The 18267-nt window shown below is 63.7% G+C and carries 14 protein-coding genes, 1 tRNA gene and 1 riboswitch; of the genes, 8 read left to right on the plus strand and 7 right to left on the minus strand.

Going from position 1 to position 18267, the window contains the following annotated elements; genetic code table 11:
• Positions 1 to 10: 10 nt before the first annotated feature.
• The 4 genes from INQ40_RS12330 to bioB all read right to left on the minus strand — a co-directional run bounded on the left by INQ40_RS12330 (position 11) and on the right by bioB (position 4418).
• Complete coding sequence (locus tag INQ40_RS12330) at positions 11 to 1027, minus strand: multidrug resistance efflux transporter family protein (protein ID WP_194340658.1); 1017 nt, start codon at positions 1025 to 1027, stop codon at positions 11 to 13.
• Positions 1028 to 1072: 45 nt separating this feature from the next.
• Complete coding sequence (locus INQ40_RS12335; RefSeq protein ID WP_194340659.1) at positions 1073 to 1984, minus strand: methyltransferase domain-containing protein; 912 nt, start codon at positions 1982 to 1984, stop codon at positions 1073 to 1075.
• 61 nt (positions 1985 to 2045) lie between these two features.
• Entirely contained in the window at positions 2046 to 3266 is a 1221-nt protein-coding gene (locus tag INQ40_RS12340) for an 8-amino-7-oxononanoate synthase (RefSeq protein WP_194340660.1), read from the minus strand.
• A gap of 3 nt (positions 3267 to 3269) precedes the next feature.
• Positions 3270 to 4418, minus strand: a complete 1149-nt coding sequence (gene bioB / locus INQ40_RS12345) for a biotin synthase BioB (protein ID WP_194340661.1) — start codon at positions 4416 to 4418, stop codon at positions 3270 to 3272.
• Between the two features lie 87 nt (positions 4419 to 4505).
• Between bioB and INQ40_RS12350 the strand changes: the two genes are divergently transcribed.
• Both INQ40_RS12350 and INQ40_RS12355 read left to right on the plus strand, forming a co-directional pair.
• Positions 4506 to 5255 (plus strand): ComF family protein, encoded by a 750-nt coding sequence (locus INQ40_RS12350; RefSeq protein WP_228482030.1) that lies wholly within the window; start codon positions 4506 to 4508, stop codon positions 5253 to 5255.
• 58 nt (positions 5256 to 5313) lie between these two features.
• Complete coding sequence (locus tag INQ40_RS12355; protein WP_194340662.1) at positions 5314 to 5847, plus strand: DUF308 domain-containing protein; 534 nt, start codon at positions 5314 to 5316, stop codon at positions 5845 to 5847.
• Positions 5848 to 5951: 104 nt separating this feature from the next.
• Here the strand turns inward: INQ40_RS12355 and ubiA are convergent, their stop codons facing one another.
• On the minus strand, positions 5952 to 6854 hold the full coding sequence (gene ubiA / locus INQ40_RS12360; protein ID WP_194340663.1) for a 4-hydroxybenzoate octaprenyltransferase: 903 nt from the start codon (positions 6852 to 6854) through the stop codon (positions 5952 to 5954).
• Between the two features lie 83 nt (positions 6855 to 6937).
• Here ubiA and INQ40_RS12365 point away from each other — a divergent pair.
• A tRNA-Arg gene (locus INQ40_RS12365) sits at positions 6938 to 7014 on the plus strand.
• A 161-nt stretch (positions 7015 to 7175) separates the two neighbouring features.
• Complete coding sequence (locus INQ40_RS12370) at positions 7176 to 8387, plus strand: integrase arm-type DNA-binding domain-containing protein (RefSeq protein ID WP_194340664.1); 1212 nt, start codon at positions 7176 to 7178, stop codon at positions 8385 to 8387.
• Positions 8388 to 8397: 10 nt separating this feature from the next.
• Here the strand turns inward: INQ40_RS12370 and INQ40_RS12375 are convergent, their stop codons facing one another.
• A complete protein-coding gene (locus INQ40_RS12375; RefSeq protein ID WP_194340665.1) occupies positions 8398 to 9501 on the minus strand; it encodes a hypothetical protein in 1104 nt (367 codons plus the stop codon).
• 598 nt (positions 9502 to 10099) lie between these two features.
• Between INQ40_RS12375 and INQ40_RS12380 the strand changes: the two genes are divergently transcribed.
• Together INQ40_RS12380 and INQ40_RS12385 are read left to right on the plus strand one after the other, a co-directional pair.
• Positions 10100 to 10336: an AlpA family phage regulatory protein gene (locus INQ40_RS12380; RefSeq protein ID WP_194340666.1), complete on the plus strand. Its 237-nt coding sequence runs from the start codon at positions 10100 to 10102 to the stop codon at positions 10334 to 10336.
• Between the two features lie 223 nt (positions 10337 to 10559).
• On the plus strand, positions 10560 to 11855 hold the full coding sequence (locus tag INQ40_RS12385) for an inovirus-type Gp2 protein (RefSeq protein ID WP_194340667.1): 1296 nt from the start codon (positions 10560 to 10562) through the stop codon (positions 11853 to 11855).
• Between the two features lie 65 nt (positions 11856 to 11920).
• On the opposite strand, the gene INQ40_RS12390 is transcribed toward INQ40_RS12385, so the two are convergent.
• Positions 11921 to 16885 (minus strand): type ISP restriction/modification enzyme, encoded by a 4965-nt coding sequence (locus INQ40_RS12390; RefSeq protein WP_194340668.1) that lies wholly within the window; start codon positions 16883 to 16885, stop codon positions 11921 to 11923.
• Positions 16886 to 17054: 169 nt separating this feature from the next.
• A riboswitch (yybP-ykoY riboswitch) is annotated at positions 17055 to 17224 on the plus strand.
• Positions 17225 to 17233: 9 nt separating this feature from the next.
• On the opposite strand from INQ40_RS12390, the gene INQ40_RS12395 reads away from it, so the two are divergent.
• A complete protein-coding gene (locus INQ40_RS12395; RefSeq protein ID WP_194340669.1) occupies positions 17234 to 17812 on the plus strand; it encodes a TMEM165/GDT1 family protein in 579 nt (192 codons plus the stop codon).
• 66 nt (positions 17813 to 17878) lie between these two features.
• Positions 17879 to 18211, plus strand: a complete 333-nt coding sequence (locus INQ40_RS12400; RefSeq protein WP_194340670.1) for a YnfA family protein — start codon at positions 17879 to 17881, stop codon at positions 18209 to 18211.
• Positions 18212 to 18267 lie beyond the last annotated feature (56 nt).

The raw sequence follows: 18267 nt of genomic DNA on the forward strand, positions 1-18267 counted from the left end.
CCGGCGACGATCAACCGCCGCGTTCGCTCCGCAGCGCCCGCACCGCTGGCGGGCTGCCCACCGCCGCGCGCGCGGCGATCCAGCTGAACACCGCGATGCCCGCCATCACCACCAGCGCGCCGTACAGGGCGCGTCCCTCCGGCCAAGCCTCGCCCAGCAACAGCACGCCCAACACCGTCGCAAACAGGATCTCGGCGGCCTGCATGGCTTCGGTCGCGGCCAGCGCGGTGGGGTTGTTGCGGACCATGCCGGTGGCCTGGAAGAACAGCACCGTGGCGATCACGCCCGCGCCCAGCGCCACCGCGGCGGCAAACCAGACCTGCTCCAGCGAAGGCGCCCCTGCCTCACCGGCCGCGAAGGCGGCGACCAGCCACCAGGCCGGCTGGCTGGCCAGGGTCAGTCCGAACACCCGCTGGGTGGCGTTGAGCTCCACCCCGCCGGAGGACGGTGCGACACGCTCCAGGTGCAACAGCAGGCCGCGGTTGCCCAGCGGATAGGCGACCGCGGCAACGGCGACACAGCCCAGCGCGATCCAGCCCTCGCGGTCCAGCCCGCCGTCGTCGACACCGAACTGCATCATCAGCACGCCGGCAACCACGACCAGGCCAACGGCCAACGCCGGGCGCGGAATGCGGGCGCGCTCGTCGTTGTAGAGGAAAGGCGCGCAGAGCATGCCGGCGATCACGGTCAGCTGGAACGTCCCGGCCACCAGCCACGACGGCCCACTCGCGGCGGCGTAGCTGAGCCCAAGGTAGAAGATCACGAAGCCCACGGTGCTCCAGCCCAGCCACGGCAGCGGATGGGCGCGGATCGCGCGCCAGACCGGCCCCATGCCGCCCTGCCAGCGCATCAGCGGGACCATCAGCGGCAGGGTGATCAGGTAGCGCAGCGAGGCCGTCCACGCCCAGTGGCCGCCACCGGTCGCCGCCGCGCGGTTGAGCACGTAGGTGCAGGTGAAAAACAGCGCCGACAGCAGCGCGATCGCCACCGCCAGCAGAGCCCGGCGGCGCTGGGAGAGATCAGTCATGCCGCGAATCTACGCCAAGCGGGGGATGCCGGTCTTGCACGCCGCTCAGCGCTTGCGCACGCGGATGCTGGACGCGGGCACCTGCACTTCATCAATGCCGCCGACGCGGATGGGTGCGCCAGGCGGTGGACCCCACGCGTGGGCGTAGATCGCCTCCAGGGTGACCGGCAACTGGCCATCGGCCTTGCGCATCCTCTCGTAGACCTCCCCGGCCCGTGCAAAGCGCTGGCGGCCGGTGAGGCTGCGCCGGCGGACGGCCAGCGCGTTGGTGGCACCCAGTCCCTGCAAGCGCTGCATCAGGCTCGCCATGTCGGGCTGGCCGAGGTGGAACTCGTCGCGGTCCAGTACGGGGTCCTTGAAGCCGGCGGCAATGAGGGCATCGCCAAACGGGCCAATGGCCGTAAACGGGCTGACGTGCGGCGCCTCGTCGACCTCGGCGAAGGCCTGACGCAGTTCGATCAGGGTGTCCATGCCGAAGGTCGAGACCAGCATCAGGCCACCGGGCTTGAGCACCCGGCGCAGCCCGGCGAAGACCGCCGGCAGGTCCTCGACCCATTGCAGGCACAGGTTGGAATACAGCACATCGACGCTGCGATCGGCCAGCGGCAATGCGCGCGCATCCGCCGCCACCGGGACCGGGCGTGGCGCGAAGGGATTGAACCGGAAGCCACCGCCCTGGCCGCGGACCTGGGCGAGCATCCCCGGCGCGACATCCAGGGCGAGCACGCGCGCCTTCGGCCAGCGCTTCTGCAGGAGCGCGGCCATGTGTCCGGGGCCCGCGCCCAGGTCGACCACCACTTCAGGCGTCGGCAACGCCAGCGCCGGGTCATCCAGATAGTCGAGCGAGTCGGCCAGCCGCGCACCGATCTCGCGCTGCACCTCGTCCAGATCCGTATAGCTGCCCGCCGCGCGCGAGAAAGCCCGGCGGATCTGGCGGTAGTCGAACAGCGCGCTCATGCCGTGGTTCCCGGGCGGGCCTTGCCGAGGGGTGTCGACAGACAGCGGTCGTCCTGCGGATTCATGGGGCGACACCGCGGCTGATGGCGGCCACACGGGCCTCGGCGCGGGCGCGATCACGGGCGCCGGACATGGCCTCGATCAGGCCGTCGATATCGGCAGGGGCGTGCAGCGCGGACAGGGTGATGCGCAGGCGGGCCTGGCTTTCGCCGACGGTCGGCGACGCAGCCGCTTCCACCCAATAGCCGGCGCGTTGAAGGGCGGCCGCCATCGATGCCGCGCACGCATCGTCACCGACCAGCAGCGGCTGGATCGGGGTCTGCGAGTCGAGCAGAGCCAAGCCGGCGCGCTGTGCACGCTCGCGGAAATGCGCGACCAGCTCGGCCAGCTTCTGCCGACGCCAATGATCCTTGCGGGCCAGCTTGAGCGCGGTGAGCCCGGCCGCCGCCTGCGCGGGCGGCAAGGCCGTCGTGAACAGATAGGGCCGCGCGGTATCGGCGAGGTGCTCGATCAGCTCATGGGTGCCGGCCACCACCGCGCCCTGCCCGCCCAGCGCCTTGCCCAGGCTGGCCAGTTGCAGCGGTACCTGATCCACTCCGAGATCGGCGGCGGCCACGCTGCCGCGTCCTTCCGGACCGACCACGCCGATCCCGTGCGCGTCATCGACATACAGCAGTGCGTGCTGGACGCGGGCGACCAGCGCCAGTTGCCGCAGCGGGGCAATGTCGCCGTCCGCGCTGAACACACCTTCGGTGGCGACCATGGCCATGCCGTCGGGCATGCTGCGCAACTGCCGGATCGCGCCCTCCGGGTCGCCATGCGGGTAACGCCGAAGGCGGCAGCCGGCCAGGCGGGCGGCGTCGACGAGGCTGCCGTGGTTGAGCGCGTCCTGGGCGCAGACGTCGTCCTCATCGAGCAGCGACTGCAGCACCGCCAGGTTGGCCAGGTAGCGGCTGCCGAACAACAGCGCGCGCGGCGTCCCCAGCCAGTCGGCGATCTCCTGCTCCAGCCGCTCGTGGGTCTGATGCCGGCCACAGGCCAGGTGGGACCCGGAACCGCCCGCGCCCTGGGCCGCCACGGCGTCCTGCAACGCACCGATCACCGCGTAATGCTGGGACAGACCGAGATAGTCGTCGCTGCAGAAGTTCAGCAGCTCGCGGCCGTCGACGCTGCAGCGGGCGCCGTCACGATGGCTGACCGCGCAGCGGGCGTGGTTGCCCGGCGCGTCGGCGCGCTGCGCCCGGATCGCTTCAATTCGCTCGCCCCAGAAAGCGCGCGCCATGGCTCAGCGCTTCAAACCGGCGACTGATCGCGGCGGATGGGACGTTGCACGCGCGTCGCTGACGCGGTGATCGAAGCGGTCGCTGTGGATGATGTCGGCGTGCACTGTTCCCCCCGGACTCGTGGCCGTAGGGGTCACATTATCGTCCTTTCCGGGCATCGGCATCGCCCGCAGGCCGAGACGGTCGAACAGCGCACGGTCGTGGTCGGCGCCCGGGTTTGCGGTGGTCAGCAGTTTCTCGCCATGGAAGATCGAGTTGGCGCCGGCCAGGAAGCACAGCGCCTGCAACTCATCGCTCATCTGCTCGCGTCCCGCCGACAGTCGCACCATTGACCGGGGCATCAGCAGTCGTGCCACGGCGATGGTGCGGGCGAACTCGAACGGGTCCAGCTCGGCGAGGGCGTCATCGTCTGCCAGCGGCGTACCGGCGACCTTGACCAGCCGGTTGATCGGCACGGAGTCGGGATGGGCGGGCAGGTTGGCCAGCGCCTGCAGCAGCCCGGCGCGCTGCTCCCGCGACTCGCCCATGCCGACGATGCCGCCGCAGCAGGTCTTCAGTCCGGCGTCGCGGACGAGGGCCAGCGTGTCCAGTCGATCCTGGTAGCCGCGGGTCTGGATCACCTCGCCGTAGAACTCCGGCGCGGTGTCCAGATTGTGGTTGTAGTAGTCCAGCCCGGCATCCCTGAGCGACTCCGCCTGGCGGCCGCTGAGCATGCCCAGCGTCGCGCAGGTCTCCAGCCCCAGCGCCTTTACGCCACGGATCATCTCGGCGACCCTGGGAATGTCGCGGTCGGCCGGCGAACGCCACGCCGCACCCATGCAGAAGCGCGAGGCGCCGGCATCACGCGCGGCGCGCGCACGCTCCAGCACTGCGTCGGTGGACATCAGCTTCTGCGCGTCCACGCCGGTGTGGTAGCGCTGGGCCTGCGGGCAATAGGCGCAATCCTCGGGGCAACCGCCGGTCTTCACCGACAACAGGGTGCTGACCTGGACCTCGGCCGGATTGAAATGCGCACGATGGACGCTCGCCGCGCGGAACAGCAGCTCGGTGAACGGGAGCTCAAACAGCGCAAGCACTTCGCTGCGCGTCCAGTCATGGCGGCATCCATCGGGCGCACCGGCGGAAACGCTGGCTTCACTGACACGGGACATGGCGGTTTTCCGGCTGACGGCGCGATGAGGGGCCGGGCAGTCTGGAAAGCAAGGCTCGGGACTGTCAACACATGGCGATCAACAACGATGGGGCGAAACGGGATTGGCGTGCTGGCCCGGTGGGGAGGCCGGCTTGCGAGCGCGCTGTGGCCGGGGAACTGCCTGGCCTGCGGCGCGGACGGCCAAGGCGGGCGCGATCTGTGCCCGCTGTGCGAGGCGGCAATCCCCTGGCACCCGCGTGCCTGCCTGCGATGTGCGCTTCCGCTGGCCGGTGAGAACGCCAACACGACCAACCCACACGACACCGGGTCGGCGACGTGCGCGAGCTGCCGGGCCGAACCCCCACCGCTGGTCGAGGTGCGCGCCGCGTGCACCTATGGCGCGCCGCTGGACCGACTCGCGCCGCGCTTCAAGTTCCACGGCGACCTGGCCGCCGGGCGCGTGCTGAGCGCGCTGATGATCCAGGCGTTCGCCGCGCTGCCACGACCCGATGCGATCGTGCCGGTGCCCCTGCACCGCTCCCGCCTGCGCCAGCGGGGCTATGACCAGGCGCTGGAGCTGGCCCGTCCGCTGGCAAGCGCGTTGGGCGTACCGCTGTTTGACGGCGCGCTGTTGCGCGCGATTGCCACGAGTCCGCAATCACGGCTGGATGCGGCCGATCGGCGCTACAACGTGGAGGATGCGTTCGAGGTCCCGCCGCGCGTGGACCTTCCGGCCCACGTGGTGCTGGTCGACGACGTCATGACTACCGGAGCCACGCTTCATTCCGCGGCGCAGTGCCTGTACCGGGCCGGCGCGGTACGGGTGGATGCCTGGGTCGCCGCACGGGTTCCGTGATATTTGACAGGCGTCGCCGCGCGCGCCTAGATGGGGCATCTTCTACCGGGAAACCGTCATGGTGATTGGCCGCAGCTGGTGGGTACTGGTGTTGTTTGGCGTGATCGCCGTGGGGTTCGGAATCATCTCGCTGGTCTCACCGGCCGCCACCGCGGTGGCGATGGTCTGGGCGTTCGGCGTGATGGCCATCGCCGAGGGGGTGATCAGTCTGTTTGCACTGATTTCCGGAAACTCGCGGATCTCACGTGGCTGGCTCGCCCTGTATGCGCTCAGCTCGCTTGCCTTCGGTGTGCTCGCGGTGCTCAACCCGCTGCAGATGGCGAGCGTCCTGCTGTTGCTGCTGGCCGCCTGGCTGCTGGTCGCGGGCGTGTTCCGCATCGCCCTGGCGATCCGGATCCGCAAGCACATCCGCGGTGAGTGGCTGATCGCGCTGAGCGGCCTGCTGGCGATCGCACTGGCGGTCCTTTTCGTGGCCTACCCGCTGGCCGGACTTGCCACGATCGCGATCTGGATCGGTCTGGGAGCGTTGCTGTACGGCGCGTTGCAGATCTGGGTCGGATTGAAACTGCGCAGGTTCGCCACCCGGCTCTAGCCTGGCAATCTTCCCGGGACAATCGGTCGTGGGGATCTGGCCGTCAGGGTCTGGCCGTCAGGTTCTGGCCGTGAGGATCCGCCCGCGACGATCGGGCGGGGGACTCAGGCGCGCTGCATCCACAGGTCCAGCGCGATCCCGCCAAACACCGCCATCCCCACCCAGTGGTTGTGCACGAACGCGCGGAACAGCGGTCCGCGCTCGCGGGTGCGGCTGATCCAGAACTCCCACGCCACCAGCGCGACGGCGACGGCCAGCCCGGCCAGGTACCAGGCGCCCAGCCCAGCACGCTGGCCCACCAGCAGCAGGGCGGCGAAGAACAGCGCGTAGATCACACCCTGGATGACCAGATCCAGATCGCCGAACAGGACCGCGGTGGATTTGGCGCCCAGTTTGATGTCGTCCTCGCGGTCGACCATCGCGTACCAGGTGTCGTAGCCCGTGGACCACAGGATGTTGGCCACGTACAGCAGCCATGCCAGTGGCGGGACCTCGCCGGTGACTGCGGCAAACGCCATCGGGATCGCCCAGCCGAATGACATGCCCAGGTAGACCTGCGGCAGGTGCGTGTAGCGCTTCAGATAGGGATAGCTGGCCGCCAGCACCAGGCCGACCAGGCTGAGCCAGACGGTCAGCGTGTTCATCGTCAGCACGAGCGCGAACGCGGCCAGCATCAGCACGGCGAACAGTGCCAGAGCCTCGCGTCCGCGGACCGCGCCGGTCGCCAGCGGCCGCTCCCGGGTGCGCTCGACATGCGGGTCCAGCCAGCGGTCGGCGTAGTCGTTGATCACGCAGCCGGCCGAACGCGTCAGCCACACCCCGGCGGTGAACACGAACCACGTCCACAGCGGCGGCACGCCCCCGGCCGCCAGCCACAGCCCCCACCAGGTCGGCCAGAGCAGCAGCAGCCAGCCGATCGGGCGGTCGTTGCGGGTCAGCTGCCAGTACAGGCGCAGGCGGGTCTTCCATGCAGGCACCTGGGCCGGCTCGAAACGCTCGTAGTTCATCGTGCAATTATGGGCGATGACGCGCGGCCGGGTTTGGGGCTAGAATGCGCTCCCCCGTGCGGTCTTCGCATGCGGCCCAAGATGCGCCTGTAGCTCAGCTGGATAGAGTAGTGGCTTCCGAAGCCATTGGTCGGGGGTTCGAATCCCTCCAGGCGCACCAATTTGAAGTCCGGGGCCGTCCCGAGAAGTCCAAAAAGCCCAGCCAGAACTGGGTTTTTTGTTGTCTGGCGTCGAAAGATGTCCAATAACGTCCGTTGCAATCCACGCTGGATGGGGGCATACATGGGGGCATCCTGCTCCGCCTAGATCGAGATGCCCCCAATGGCACTGAGTGACGCCGCTATTCGTAACGCCAAGCCTGGCGACAAGGCTGTGCGCCTGTTTGATGGAGGAGGCCTGTACCTCGAGGTCTCGCCGGTTGGCGGCAAGCTGTGGCGGTGGAAGTACCGGTTTGATGGAAAGGAAAAGCGGCTCGCATTGGGCACTTACCCCGATGTCAGCCTCAGTCAGGCTCGAGCGCGCCACGGTGACGCACGCAAGGTCCTGGCGGCCGGCGTTGATCCGAGTGAGCATCGAAAAGCGGTGAAGCTTGCAAGAGCAGAAAAGGCTGAGAACAGCTTTGGTGCAGTCGCGCTGGAGATGTTGGCGATGAGGGCCAAGAAGAACGCGAAATCTACGATCGTTCGCAATCTTCGTATTGTCGAGAAGGACTTGAATCCCTACATCGGCAGCAAGCCGATCGCTGAAATCACCGCACCACTCCTGCTATCGGTGCTGCGCAAGATCGAGAAACGCGGCGCCGTTGAGACCGCCCACCGCGCGCGGGGCATCGCAGGGATGGTCTTTCGCTATGCCATCGCCACCGGCCGAGCCGAGCGCAATCCCGCCACCGATCTGATCGGAGCGCTTGAGCCTCCCCAGACCACCCACTTTGCCAGTCTGACGGAGCCGTCGGAGGTCGCTCCCTTGCTGCGTGCGCTGTGGGGTTACGAAGGCTCTCCGACCGTAATGGCCGCATTGAAGCTTGCGCCGCTCCTGTTTGCTCGCCCCGGGGAGTTGCGCGCCGCGCGATGGGAGGATATCGATCTGGATCTCGCGCAATGGCGCTACATTGCCTCCAAGACAGGAACCGCACACATCGTTCCGCTTTCCACTCAGGCGCTCGACGCGCTCAAGGAGATTCAGCCGCTGACCGGTCGCGGCGAATACGTCTTTCCAAGCCTGCATGGCAAGGGTCGACCAATGAGCGAAAACACGGTCAACGCGGCAATGCGACGTATGGGATTCGACTCCAACACCATGACGGGACACGGGTTTCGCGCGATGGCGCGCACCATCCTGGACGAAGTACTGGGCTTCCGTCCCGACTACATTGAGCATCAACTCGCTCATGCCGTCCGCGATCCGAACGGGCGCGCCTATAACCGCACTGCTCACTTGGTAGAGCGCACAGCGATGATGCAAGCGTGGGGTGACTACCTGGATCAGCTACGGAAAGGTGGCGCTGCAACCGAGCTGCGCAACGTCGCATAGCCCTGCTCGCCTACTTACGTCCTGCCTTCCGCCCGCCGACAAGCGATGCTTTCTCTTCCATCGACAGGGCGACTCCGCATATCAACCGTACAAGGTGCAGCGCCTCATCTTCATTGAAGTTGTAAGCGCATAGCTTCTCAGCAAGCACCGTGCGCGAAGTCAATGGATCCCCCTCAAGAATTTCCGTCCACTCGCACAGTGCTGCCAGCAACACCCTCATCCCGTCGCTCAGAAACGGCGCGTCGAAGCGCTCAACCGACTCCATTTTTATATTAATTTCGCCTACTTTGAATGGAAGAGCACCTCCCTTGCGGCCTCGAGCTCGGTCCCACTTCAAGCCCAGGAGCTTCACTGCCAGCTTGAGACGCTTCTCGTTGAACGCATCTGGGCACTTGCTGTTCAACCACGCACCGACTTTATCTGGGGCGATTTTCTGACTGTTAAGCCCATACGCGGCCTGGTACATCCAATATATCGTAGTAGCGCTGTTACGAGGCTCGAATGGGTAAGCGATCAGTTCGCCGGCGGAACGCTCACCAGCTGCAATCGCCGCCAGGTCCGCCTCGTCAAGCCACAGACTTTCCTCTCCGACCTGAATATCTGGTGCCAATTCGCGGTACCTGGGTCGCCCGGTACCCCGGGGCCCGCTTGCTCTGATGTGCTCGATATAAGATCTATTCACCAGATAGCAGCGTTCGAACTGGACATGCCGTAAGTAAGGCAGCCGCCCACCTGTACCCGCCTCGACTGCAAGCCCCCCCGCGTTGAATTCTATGCGAATGCTCACAAGCGAGGAGGAGATGTCGTCAAACATCGTGTCATCGATTCTGAGGTAGGCAAGCGATTCGTCGAAACGTGTTACCGAGAGCGGATACACCTCCCTAGCTACCTCAGGCCACTCGGCCTCGAGCAGCGCGTCTTCCCGGATGTGACTCGCCGGTTTCCGCATCGGTAAATGCGCCGTCGTATGCACGAACGCAATCCAGTCCGGACTTGGAATTCGGTAGTAGACCGGCACGCGGGTTCGCCGTAGGAAGGCCAAGGGATCGGCACCGACCGACGGCGTCTCTGCCCACGCGACGTCCGAGAAGCGCTTCAGTTTTCGTATCACCACGGCCCCAGGCTCCGGCTCGGGCCGGGCGTACTTCCGGGCCGGGCGCGGCTGGGACGGCAGTTCGCAAGACTCGACGTCGGGGCGATCTCCGTACTTTTCATGCCAACTGTTCACTGACAACCTCCCGCCTGTGAGTGCCGCGAGTCTAGCGTGGCGCGCAGCGCACAACCCGACTTCCGCCGCGCGCCATCACACCATCTGAGCGTCGTGGCGCCGCCGTCGAATTAACCCCATAGGCAAGCCAGGCACACTACGAGCTACGGTCTCAACACGGGCATGGGCCAGACCTCTCACGTCGCTTACCGATGTAACGGCGCGGCCGAGTCACAGCGCCGACGTCTTCACAGGCGCTCTGCCTCGTCGGTGACACAGCTCACCGGCCCGTCCAGCGGCCGGTGAACCCATCGCGCCTTCGAGTTTTCGCTTCACAGCAACGCCGTGTGCAGCAGTGCGTCGGACAATACCGGCATGGGACCACCCGCCGCGGGTGCGAGCCCCACCCGCCGGACGCCAGTTGGCGCCGCACGGCCCTGGAAAGTTCGAACTTGCCGCTGGCACCTTCGCGACTCCCGGCTCGCAAGGCCACGCTGACCCTGCCATGACAAATGACGTAACCAGGGAGATCGCGGTGCGCAGCATTCAATCGTTCTATCGGATCAATACAGTGGTTTATCTCACCGGACTAAGCCGGTCGACGATCTACAACTATCTCAATCCCAACAGTCCGTTCTATCAAGCGTCTTTCCCGAAGCGTCGGAAGATCGGCCTGCGAGCCGTTGGCTGGAATTCTGGCGAAGTGATTCAGTGGATCGCGTCCCGCGATCTCGCCGCCTAACGCGGAAACGCATGACGTTAATCAGACGAAACCCTATTTTCTAGAAACACGGCCAGCCTGAGCGAACGAGTGCACGAAACAAGCTCCACCCCACAAACCCGTCCTTTTCGACTTCCGACTATATATCTAATAGCGCTTATATAGCTGTAGCTGTAGCTGTACCTGTACCTGTACCTGTAGCGGCAAATACATTCGCATAAGCGAGCGAAGAATGGAGAGTATTATGCATTCACCAATCGACCCCCAAGTGGAGCAAGCAACATCTCAGCCCGAAGCAATGGAGGCACCTTGCCCAGCAGGGCAGGGCGCCGTGACCCAGAAGGCAGACAGGCGTCGCAAATACTGCTCTGACCTGATTATGCGGGAGCGCCAGCACCAGACTTTTAGCGAATGCATCCTTTTGGAACGCACTCCGGAGGGCCCTGTATTGTCCGAGCACAGCCCTGATCGGAGGTTGAAGCACCTTATCGACAAGCTAGAGCAGCTGTACGAGGCGATCCGCAGCAGCGACAAGTCGCCTTGCATGAAGCGCGCAGGTCGTCTGCCTTATATCGGCTGGCGCGGCGACGTCTACCGGCTGACCGTGCTGGGGCTTCGCACGCATGAGTGCTGTGTCAGTTTCTTGGAACTGGAAGACGAAAGGGACAGGTGGGTGCAGGAGAACGGTGCTGAACTGTTCAGTCCCAGGGTAACGCTGATGTACCAAGCGATGAAGCGTTGGGCAAAACCCGTCGGTTACCTTCTGGATCCCAGCATATCGATTCCGACCGGCTCGCCGGATGCGGAAGCGGCGATTTCGTTGCAACGTATGGTCAAGGTGATTCGTCGAATCGACAGGTCGTGGATCTTCCGCAACAAGCTTGCGACGTATGAACGTAAAGCGAATGACAATTTCCGCAGTGCCGCGGACTTTGTGACGGGACTCTTCAGCACACACTCCCGAATTTTGGTGTTGCGGATTGATTGCTATCTGGTCAAGGGCGCCAAGCGCTGGGCTGTGAACGGCGAGTCGGAACGCGTCGTACGGAAATTCGCAAGGGCCTTGCGCGAAAACAAAATCGTCCCAGGCTACTTGGGGATGATATGCAAGCGTGAGCACGGGATCAGTCGGGGCATGCATTGGCACTGGATGATTTTTCTGGACGGACACAAGCATCGCGCCGCGTATCACCTGACGCGGGCGCTCGGTGAAAAATGGTCGGAACTGACCGAGGGACAAGGGACATACTTCAATTGCTACGTGCGACGGCACGAGTACAAATTCAACGGTCTCGGGCTTGTGAAAATCAGTGACGAGGGGAAGCTCCGCGGCATCCGGGCTGCCATTGACTATTTGACGAAGCGGAACTGCGTATTGAAGACGAACGACGGCAAACAGCAAGATTTCCGACGTAGCAAACCACGAAAAACCGCAAGAGCGAATCGAGGTGCGCCACGCCAGGCCTCCGACAGTTTGGCATTGGTCCGGCGGATGTTGGGGGGCGGTCGCAGCCCGCACCCACCGGGGTTTGTTGACTAGCCGGAGTGCCCGGACATGCGGAGCATGCGGAGACCGAGGAGCGATCCAGATCCTTTGTTTGCCCGTCAGGCCAGCGCAGAGGCGACGGAGCTCTCTTGTACCGCCACTGAGTCAGTCAGGATGTCCAACTCAGGAAGGGCGGCGACGATCTTCTGGGTCTCAACACTCACGGTCACCACCCGCTGGAACAGCTCCAGCGGGTAGCGCGGATTTCCCATGGTCTCGGTAGCCCAGTCGTTGGCGTCGTTGACGATGCCGCTGGTTTTGTCCACGCGCACGGCTTGGCGTTCCATCACCCAGTCCAAGGCGGCCTTGCCGTTGACGACATAGTCCCAGGCGGCGTCGGGGATGCCGGTGAGGGTGATCTTGGCGTTGTAGATCACGGTGCTGCGGTCGTTGATGTTCTTGCCGCTGTCGGGGTCTTTCTTCTTGGCGAACTTCATCTTCTCGACGCGGTAGTCGGCGTCGGTCAGCTTGCCCTTGGTTTCGATGGTGAGTGGGTATTTGTCGACCGTTTCGTAGTTCAGGTGCAGCGCGGCCAGGTCGCGGCCGGCGCGGCTGAAGGCCCAGAAGTCGACAGCGGTCTTCACTCGCGGGATGCGCGGCAGTTCCTTGCTGAGGTTGTCGGCGTAGCGTTCGCGGTAGTCGGGTGAATGCAGGATTCCGTAGACGTAATAGAACAGGTCTTCCTTGCTGATTACCTCGCCAGGATAGGCGGACTGGAAGTGTGTGAGGCCGGCGTTGGTGATGGCATGGCGGCGACGTAAACCGTCACTTGTAGTTTCGGCGAACAGCCCGCCGTCTGACTCCAGTGCCGCTTCGTCGTAGAGGTAGAGCGGGAAGCATTGCGAGCCCTCGATATCCACCAAATGAAGGCTGGGCACAGACTCGGCGATCAGCGCACTGAAGGGCACCTTCTCACCAGCCGCAGAAACCCCAATCACCAGATTCACCGCCTGCGCATCCGGGAAGATGCGCGGCATCTGGTACACCCTCTCGTTGAAACGGCGGTTGAAGTACAGCCATTGCTTTGTGAAGGGGCGATACAGGCTGGGTGTCATGGATTCATCCTCAAATTCATGACGGTGGCCTCGGGCTAAATCCTGTTTGATGTTGACTGTCCAGCTGATCCGTTCCGGGGTAGCGTCGATGAAGCCACCCACCAGGCCGGCACGCCCCTTGGTGTCCAAGCCGGGATGGGCGGCATTGAAACGCGTCACTTCGGCGTTGTAGAAGCCGATCATGCGCGTCATGTTGTCCGCTACAGCCGAGCGGCTGGCGTTGTAGGCCCAAGCGTCGCGCTGGGTTTTCACCCCATTGGAGTAGTTGTCGAACAGCGCCGCGACATTCCGGTCACCCTTGTTGCCAAGCCCCATGAACTCACCGAAGCTGTCATCGCGCTGGCTCAGCCAATCGCCATGCGCATCCGGGGTAATGGCTTGCCAGTTGTCAATGCCGGCAACGCTGGCGTAGGCGGCAATCTTCTCGAGCTTGTCCTCGCGGCTGAGGTAGTCGCCGATATCGTGAAAGTGGATCTTCCCGTGCAGCTTTGCATCGGGGTTCTTGACCAGCAACGAGATGGCGATAGCGGCCGAACTGCCCATGCCGAAGATCTGGCCACCTTCCCTTTTTGCTCGTTCACCAGATGTTTTCTGGCCCCTAAGGCCGCGGAGGTGGAAAACATGCAGAGTTGAGAACTCCTCGGATAGGCATTTGCGTAGACCGTCGCTTGTTCTCGCTTCTACAAAGCCAGCATTCGTTACAAAGCCCAGGATGCCTGCATTGCCGATGCGATCACTAGCCCAGCGGATCGAGCGAATGTAACTGTCGTAGAGCGAATTCTTGTTCGTCGCCGTCGAGCGAGCACCGTAAGTGTCCCGGATGCGAGCATCGAGTGCGGGATAAGGCACGTTGGCATTATTGGCGTTGGCGTCGCCCTGCCCCACCGAGTACGGGGGATTGCCCACGATCACCCGGATATCCAACTGCTTCTGCCGCTTGCGCCGCTTGCTGTTGTCCACCAGCAGCGCGTCCACCAGGTCGTCCTTCTCGTACATCTGGAAGGTGTCGGTGAGGCAGATGCCCTCGAACGGCACGTAATCGCCGCCGGCGAGGCCGTGGTAGGTCGCCTCGATATTGATCGCGGCGATGTAATAGGCCAGCAGCACCAACTCGTTGGCGTGGATCTCGTGCTGGTACTTGTGCGCCAGTTCTTCGGGCTTGATCAGGCCCGACTGCAGCAGCCGGGTAATGAAGGTGCCAGTACCAGTGAATGGGTCAAGGATGTGCACGCCCCGGCTGCCGAGGGTCTGGCCGAACTCCTGCTGCAGCAGGTGGTTGACGCTGTGCAGGATGAAGTCGACTACCTCCACCGGGGTGTACACGATGCCCAGGCGCTCGGTCATCCTGGGGAAGGCGTTGCGGAAGAACTTGTCGTACAGCTCGACGATGATCTTCTGCTTGCCGGTGGCGCTGTCGATGCCTTCGGCGCGCAGCTTCACGCTGTCGTAGAACTCCTGCAGCGTGGCGGTTTCCTTGTCCAGGTGCTGCTCGTGCAACACGTCCAACACGCGCTGCATGGCGCGGGACATGGGGTTGTGCTTGGCAAAGCTGTAATCGGCGAATAGCGCCTCGAACACCGGCTTGGTGATCAGGTGTTGGGCCAGCATCTCGATGATCTCGCCATCGCTGACCTTGTCGTTGAGGTCGTCGCGCAGCTCGGCGGCGAACGCATCAAACGCTGTCCGAGCAGCAATTTGGGTGTCGTCCTCCAGCAGCGCCTTGATGCGGTCAATGTGGGTATTGGCGATGCGGGCGATGTCGTCAGCCCAGTCTTCCCAGTGATGACGATTGCCACACTTGTCGACCACCTTGGCGTAGAGCGCACGCTCGATCTCGCCAATCTCGAACTCCAATTGCGCCTGATCCGGCTCGGGGCCATAGATTTCGGACGCGTCACCTATCCCGTACTTGCCCTTTCCTTTGACTGACTTGCTGACGCCAAGCGCGCTGGTCTTGCGCTGGATAGTGTCGGTGATCGCAATGACCTCCATCTTGCCGCGGTCTGGACCCACCAGATCAAGCTTGTTGACCATCGCGTCGAAGCGATCATCGTGGGATCGGAGTGCCTGCAGCACCTGCCAGACCACCGCGTAGGTCTTGTTGTCGTTGAGCGCCTCGTGTGGCTCAACCCCGGCGGGGATGACCACCGGCAACACGACATACCCGCGATGCTTGCCCGGGGCGTTTCGCATGACGCGTCCGACCGACTGCACGACATCCACTTGCGAGTTGCGGGGCGTGAGGAACAACACGGCATCCAACGCCGGCACGTCCACGCCTTCGGACAGGCAGCGCACATTGCTGAGGATGCGGCAGGTGCTCGCGGGCGCCTCGGCCTTGAGCCAATCCAGCTTGGCCTCCTTCTCGCTGGCGTTCATGCCGCCGTCGACGTGCTTGGCCTCGCAGATGAGGCGAGCCGCCTCTTCGATATCTTCGGCGTCCTGATAGGCCTCCACGACCTGCTGGAACATGCCGGAGATTTCCTTGGAGCTGACCTTGTGGGTCTTGCCTCCCGTCTTCGGCTCGATGACCTGGCAGAACGCGACCGCGCGCTTCATGGGCTCAGGGGTGGCAGAACCGCCTTCCTCGATCCCCAGCTTGGCCAGCGCCTTCCAGCAACCGACGATCTTGGCCGCATCGTCCACGCGGAGCTGGTTGTTTTCGTCCGCGAGCAGCTTCTGCAGGCGGCGATTGACGTGCGTTTCCTCAACCGCCAGCACGATCACCTTGTAGTCGACCAGCAAGCCCCGTTTGACGGCCTCCGAGAAGGTGATGACGAACAACTGCTTGCCGTACCAATCCTCGTTGTCCATCGAGTACAGCGTGGCGCTGTCGCGCTCGGCCACCGCCTTGGCGGCATCACCGTAGATCCTTGGCGTAGCGGTCATGTACAGACGCTTGGCGGCGCGGATGTAGTCGGCGTCATGCACGCGCACGAACGCGCTCTCGTCGTCACCGTCGTAAACGGCACCCGTCGTGCGGTGGGCCTCGTCGCAGACGATCAGATCAAAATCGGGCAGCCCATGGTCGCGCTGGGCTTGATGGATCACGTCGATGGAATGGTAGGTACTGAAGACCACGGTCATGTGGCCGCCGTCCTGACGCAGTGCTGCGCTTTGCGCGAGCTTCTTTGCGTCCGTCGTAGCCGGGTAGCGGAGCTCATGGGCAAAGGTCTCGACCGCGTCGTCCTCCTTGCGCTTGCGCTTCTTGCCGACGTCGCTGTCGGAACATACCGCAAAGCTGTGTAGGGGAATCGCGCTTTCCTGGGTCCACTCGGTCAGTGTCTGCGACATCAACGACAGGCTGGGGACGAGGAACAGCACGCGTTTACCGGCCCCGGCCAAGGCTTCGGCAATTTTGAGGCTGGTAAACGTCTTGCCCGTGCCGCAGGCCATGATCATCTTGCCGCGGTCCGCGGTGCTCAGGCCGGCAGTGATGGCCTTGAGAGCGGATTGCTGGTGCGGACGCAGCACTTTCTTCGGCTTCAACACCGGCGCGGCGTGGGACCTGTACTGCGACCAGTCGATCTGACTGTCTTCAAGGTCGTGCAGGTCAATCTTGCTTACAGGCGGTTGCTGGTCGACCAGTGCGTTTTCCGCGTGCTCGGACCAATGATTCGTGGTGCTGACGATGATCCGGTGGACAAACGGCTTACGGCCGGAAGCGGTGAAGAAGCTGTCGATGTCTTTCTTCTGGAGCTTGTAGTCGGCGTCGTAGAACTTGCACTGGATGGCGTGGATCTCGCCGGTCCCGGCCGCTTCGGCCACCAGGTCGATCCCGTCATCCTTGGCGCTGAAACCGTGAGCGGGTGCCCACTCGCCCCACGTCCACACCTTGCTGTAGAGGTCACGGTAGGTGGCTTCGTTGCGCAAGTAGGCAACGATCAACTCCTCGAAGTACGTGCCTTTTTCGCGCTCCGAAACAGCGGCGTGGCGGTAGGTATCGAGTAGTTTGCTGAGTGCGCTCATTGGCAGGTTCCGTCGTGCTGCAGCCCTGGCGGAGGGCTTCCCCGTTGAGGATTCTCGCTGATTACTCCCGCTCTCGCTGGGGCGACGCGCGCCAGGTGTTGCCCCCCACGACATATGTCCTTGGTGGCAACCGCGTGGCCCTCGTCAAGTGCGGCGACCGTTCGGGTAGACTGTCGCCGTCACTGGGGAGTAGCCGCTCTTCGCAAGAAGAGGCTTGCGTCAACATGCTTGGCCCGTAGGCCATGGTGCAAGCGATCCCGTATTTGGCAAGACCATTGACCACAGCGCCTCCGAATGGCCGGGGATGCGCTGTGGTCATGCGTCGGTACCGGCCCGAGCATTCAGTTGATGGAATCATTTCTTGTGTCGTCGGGCGTGGTCGCTCTCGCCGAGATCGGTGACAAGACCCAACTTCTCGCCTTCATCCTTGCCGCACGCTTCAGGCAGCCTATGCCCATCATTCTTGGGATTCTGGTTGCCACCATCCTCAATCACGCCTTGGCAGCCGCGGCTGGCGTCTGGCTGATCGGCGTTATTGACCCCAATGTGCTTCGCTGGCTGCTTGGCATCACCTTCCTGGGGATGATGGTGTGGGCGCTGATCCCGGATCGACTGGATGATGCAGAAGCCTTGCCGGCAACGGGCCGAAGCGTCTTCGTCGTTACGCTGATTGCGTTCTTTCTTGCCGAGATGGGCGACAAGACGCAACTGGCGACGATTGCGCTGTCCGCACGCTACGCCGAATTCTGGAGCGTCACCGCCGGCACGACGCTGGGCATGATGGTCGCTAACGTTCCCGCTGTTCTGGTCGGCGAGCGGCTGCTGCGCCGCATACCGATGAGATGGGTGCATGGCACCGTCGCTGCGATTTTCGGAATACTCGGCATCGCGACACTGACGGGCCTCGGCTCGCAGTTCGGACTGTGAGCCGTTGGTGCAACGTCAGGCCGGGAGCCGCTCCATGAGCAAACGTGCCAGAAGGGCGCCAAACCGATGGAACTGATAAAAACGCTCGGACTGTTCGTCGTTACTGCCTTGGCGGAAATCATCGGCTGCTATTTGCCGTACCTGTGGCTCAAGCAGGGACGCTCCGCTTGGCTTCTTGTTCCCGCCGCTCTTTTCTTGGCCGCCTTCGCATGGCTGCTTACCCTGCATCCTCAAGCGACAGGACGCGTGTATGCCGCGTACGGTGGCATCTACATCAGCGTAGCGTTGATGTGGCTGTGGGCGGTGGATTCGGTGAAGCCCACCTCTACCGATTGGATCGGGGTCAGCTTTTGCATTGTCGGCATGGCGATCATCATGTTCGGCGCGAGGCCCTCGTGATCGGCCCGGTTTTGAAGCGGTTGCTCTGGACCGGCCCGAACCCCGGCGAGACCTAG

The organism is Lysobacter sp. H21R4 (assembly GCF_015277535.1).
GTDB lineage: Bacteria > Pseudomonadota > Gammaproteobacteria > Xanthomonadales > Xanthomonadaceae > Novilysobacter > Novilysobacter ciconiae.

What these genes read in the sequence shown, in the direction of transcription:
- INQ40_RS12395 (WP_194340669.1), top strand. Translation starts at nt 17,234, where the DNA reads ATGGAATCATTTCTTGTGTCGTCGGGCGTGGTCGCTCTCGCCGAGATC.
- INQ40_RS12390 (WP_194340668.1), bottom strand. Translation starts at nt 16,885, where the DNA reads ATGAGCGCACTCAGCAAACTACTCGATACCTACCGCCACGCCGCTGTT.
- INQ40_RS12340 (WP_194340660.1), bottom strand. Translation starts at nt 3,266, where the DNA reads ATGGCGCGCGCTTTCTGGGGCGAGCGAATTGAAGCGATCCGGGCGCAG.
- INQ40_RS12350 (WP_228482030.1), top strand. Translation starts at nt 4,506, where the DNA reads ATGGGGCGAAACGGGATTGGCGTGCTGGCCCGGTGGGGAGGCCGGCTT.
- INQ40_RS12355 (WP_194340662.1), top strand. Translation starts at nt 5,314, where the DNA reads ATGGTGATTGGCCGCAGCTGGTGGGTACTGGTGTTGTTTGGCGTGATC.
- ubiA (WP_194340663.1), bottom strand. Translation starts at nt 6,854, where the DNA reads ATGAACTACGAGCGTTTCGAGCCGGCCCAGGTGCCTGCATGGAAGACC.
- bioB (WP_194340661.1), bottom strand. Translation starts at nt 4,418, where the DNA reads ATGTCCCGTGTCAGTGAAGCCAGCGTTTCCGCCGGTGCGCCCGATGGA.
- INQ40_RS12330 (WP_194340658.1), bottom strand. Translation starts at nt 1,027, where the DNA reads ATGACTGATCTCTCCCAGCGCCGCCGGGCTCTGCTGGCGGTGGCGATC.
- INQ40_RS12400 (WP_194340670.1), top strand. Translation starts at nt 17,879, where the DNA reads ATGGAACTGATAAAAACGCTCGGACTGTTCGTCGTTACTGCCTTGGCG.
- INQ40_RS12335 (WP_194340659.1), bottom strand. Translation starts at nt 1,984, where the DNA reads ATGAGCGCGCTGTTCGACTACCGCCAGATCCGCCGGGCTTTCTCGCGC.
- INQ40_RS12370 (WP_194340664.1), top strand. Translation starts at nt 7,176, where the DNA reads ATGGCACTGAGTGACGCCGCTATTCGTAACGCCAAGCCTGGCGACAAG.
- INQ40_RS12385 (WP_194340667.1), top strand. Translation starts at nt 10,560, where the DNA reads ATGCATTCACCAATCGACCCCCAAGTGGAGCAAGCAACATCTCAGCCC.
- INQ40_RS12380 (WP_194340666.1), top strand. Translation starts at nt 10,100, where the DNA reads ATGACAAATGACGTAACCAGGGAGATCGCGGTGCGCAGCATTCAATCG.